This window comes from Mycobacterium sp. (genome assembly GCF_032161845.1).
In the GTDB taxonomy this organism is placed as follows: domain Bacteria; phylum Actinomycetota; class Actinomycetes; order Mycobacteriales; family Mycobacteriaceae; genus Mycobacterium.
The window spans coordinates 1-3,105 of record NZ_JAVRQA010000080.1; the positions used below are offsets into that span (position 1 = coordinate 1).

Below are 3,105 nucleotides of genomic sequence, written 5' to 3' on the forward strand. Positions count from 1 at the left end.
CCAACGGGTTACCGCCCCATCGTCGGGACGGTCGTGTCCGAAGTTCTAGTCCAGGTAGTCGCGCAGGACCTGAGAACGGCTGGGGTGGCGCAACTTCGACATCGTCTTGCTCTCGATCTGGCGGATCCGCTCGCGGGTCACGCCGTAGACCTGGCCGATCTCGTCGAGGGTGCGGGGCTGACCATCGGTGAGGCCGAACCGCAGGCGCACGACGCCTGCCTCACGCTCGGAGAGCGTCTCGAGGACCGACTGCAGTTGATCCTGGAGCAGGGTGAACGACACGGCATCCACGGCCACCACGGCCTCGGAGTCCTCGATGAAGTCACCGAGCTGACTATCGCCCTCGTCGCCGATCGTCTGGTCGAGCGAGATGGGCTCACGCGCGTACTGCTGGATCTCCAGCACCTTCTCCGGCGTGATGTCCATTTCCTTGGCGAGCTCTTCTGGGGTCGGCTCGCGCCCCAGATCCTGAAGCAGCTCACGCTGGATGCGGCCGAGCTTGTTGATGACTTCGACCATGTGCACCGGAATGCGAATGGTGCGGGCCTGGTCGGCCATGGCGCGCGTGATGGCCTGACGGATCCACCACGTCGCGTAGGTCGAGAACTTGTAACCCTTGGTGTAGTCGAACTTCTCGACCGCGCGAATGAGACCGAGGTTGCCCTCCTGGATGAGGTCAAGGAACGCCATCCCGCGGCCCGTATAGCGCTTGGCCAGCGAGACGACGAGGCGCAGGTTGGCCTCCAGAAGGTGGTTCTTCGCTCGGTCGCCGTCGCGGCAGATCCAGATGTAGTCGCGGCGCTGCGCCGTGGTCAGTTTCTCGCCCGCCTCGGCGAACTCGGTCATCTTCTGCGTGCAGTACAGGCCGGCCTCGATGCGCTTGGCCAGCTCGACTTCCTCTTCGGCATTGAGCAGGGCGACCTTGCCGATCTGCTTCAGGTATGCCCGTACCGAGTCTGCGGAGGCGGTGAGCTCGGCGTCCTTGCGGGCCTGCCGGAGCGCCTCGGACTCTTCTTCGTCCCACACGAAATCGCCAGAGGCCTTGTCCTTCTCGGACGGCTCCGCGATGTCGTCGTCGCCATCCTTGGTGGCCTTCCCGCCGGCGCCTGCCGCAGCGCCGACTTCGACGGCGTCTGCGTCGACCTCGAGCTCCTCGAGTTCAAGTTCTGCGTCGACCTCGAGGTCCTCGCCGGGTTCTGCCTCGACGTCGTCGCCCGCTTCCAGGGCACCGCTCGTCGTGAGGACCTCGTCGCCGTCGGCGGAGGCACCCTTCTTGCCACGGGTGCCGGGCGCACCAGCGGTCTTCGGCGCGGCCTTCTTGGCGGGTGCCTTCGCAGCCCGCTTGGCCGGCGCACTGGCCGTCTTGGCTGCCGCGGCCTTCTTGGCGGGGGCCTTGGTGACGGTGCGCTTCACCGGCTCTTCAATCGCCGGGCTTACCTTCGTCGCTGCCACGTGCACCCCTTCGGTCTTGCGAGACTCGGTAGCGTGGGCGTGCGCCACCGAAAAATGTCGGCTGTCCATTGATGGCGTTTGATATCGGGTTGGATACTTGCCGCCATCCGTGATGCGGCCGCCGTTCACCATTGTAACGACAGTGTGCGGAACTACCCCTACGAGCGGCAAATCCGCCTCCCGGCGAGCCGCCCCAGGCACCCGCGGCCAGCGCTGCTGGTGACCCAAACGTGGCGCGCTCGTCGATGTCGGCGCACCGGAGGCGACGGATTCCGTCCACTTCGAGGACCAATGAATGGCTCCGTCGGACACTCGATTGCCACGATCAAGCGATCTGGTTAGGTGTCGCTACTGGTGAAAAGCCGCGTTAGTGCCATGACAACACAGAACTTCGCCGCGGCGTCATTGTCGAGAATCGCACATGGTTAGCGGAATAATTTGCTAGCTGCAATGATGGTGCTGTGTTGTTGGCAACGGTGAGTCGCTCTGGGGAACGCCAGGCGGTCGATGACCTGCTTGGCGCGGCCGACACTCAGCCTTCTGCTCTGGTGATCGCGGGAGAGCCGGGAATCGGCAAGACGACGTTGTGGATCGACGGTGTGGCGCGCGCGAAGGAGTTCGGTTTCCGCGTGCTGTCGACGCGGGCCGACGAAGCGGAGTCGGTTCTGGCCTATGCGGCGGTGGCCGACCTGTTGGAGGACGTCGACCCCGAGGTGTTGGCCGATCTTCCTGAGTTGCAGCGCGTAGCGATCGACCGCGTACTGCTCCGGGCGGGCACCGACGGGCCGCCGACCGATCAACGGGTGACGGGGTCGGCAGTGGCTGCGGTCGTCTCCGCACTGGCCACCCAGCAGCCCATCCTGCTGGCAATCGATGACGCGCAGTGGCTCGACGTGTCGAGCCAGGCGGTGCTGGCGTTCGCGGCCCGACGACTAACCGGCCGTGTCGGCCTGCTGCTGACCGGCCGAGCTCACGCTACCGAGCCCGACCCTGCGGAATGGCTCCATCTCAGCACGCCCGATGCGGTCAACCGGGTGCGCGTCGGGCCGTTGAGCCTCGGTGCGCTGCACTCGATGATCCTCGAACGCTTCGGCAGGGCCTTTCCGCGGCCGACGATGGTGCGAATCGCCGAGATATCGGGTGGCAATCCCTTCTACGCATTGGAACTGGCCCGCGGCGTCGACGGTCGATCGACGGTCGGGGATGCGGTACTACCCAGCACGCTGACCGAGCTGGTCCGGCTGCGGGTCGGGCACTTCGACGGTGAAGTCGGCGACATGCTGCTGGCCGCCTGCTCGGTTGCCGACGCAACGGTCGATCTCCTCGCGGACGCCACGAACGTTCCCGTCGAGCGGGTCGTCGAGCTGCTCGAGGGCCCGGAGCGCGAAGGCATCGTCCGAATCGACGGCAACAGTGTGCACTTCGCGCATCCGCTGCTGGCGCGTGGCATCTACACCCACGCGGGTCCAGCCCGCCGCCGCAGGATGCATCGCGCGCTGGCGGCCGTCGAAGCGCAGCCCGAGCTCAGGGCTCGTCACATGGCTCTGGGCGCCGCCAGCGCCGAGCCCGCCACCCTGCACGCGCTCGACGACGCGGCCGCCGCCGCCGTGAGCCGCGGGGCAGCGGCCGCCGCCGCAGATCTCTACGAGCTGG

General features: G+C 66.6%; 2 protein-coding genes. One reads left to right on the plus strand and one right to left on the minus strand.

Going from position 1 to position 3,105, the window contains the following annotated elements; all coding sequences use genetic code 11:
* Nucleotides 1–45: 45 nt before the first annotated feature.
* Nucleotides 46–1,521, minus strand: coding sequence for an RNA polymerase sigma factor (locus QOD90_RS04900; protein WP_526347245.1), 1,476 nt, complete (start codon nucleotides 1,519–1,521; stop codon nucleotides 46–48).
* Between the two features lie 407 nt (nucleotides 1,522–1,928).
* Here QOD90_RS04900 and QOD90_RS04905 point away from each other — a divergent pair.
* On the plus strand, nucleotides 1,929–3,105 hold a 1,177-nt coding region (locus QOD90_RS04905), incomplete at its 3' end, for an AAA family ATPase (RefSeq protein ID WP_526347247.1).

Bases quoted from the DNA above. Each gene is read 5' to 3' on its own strand.
- QOD90_RS04900 (WP_526347245.1), bottom strand. From the start codon at position 1,521: ATGGACAGCCGACATTTTTCGGTGGCGCACGCCCACGCTACCGAGTCT.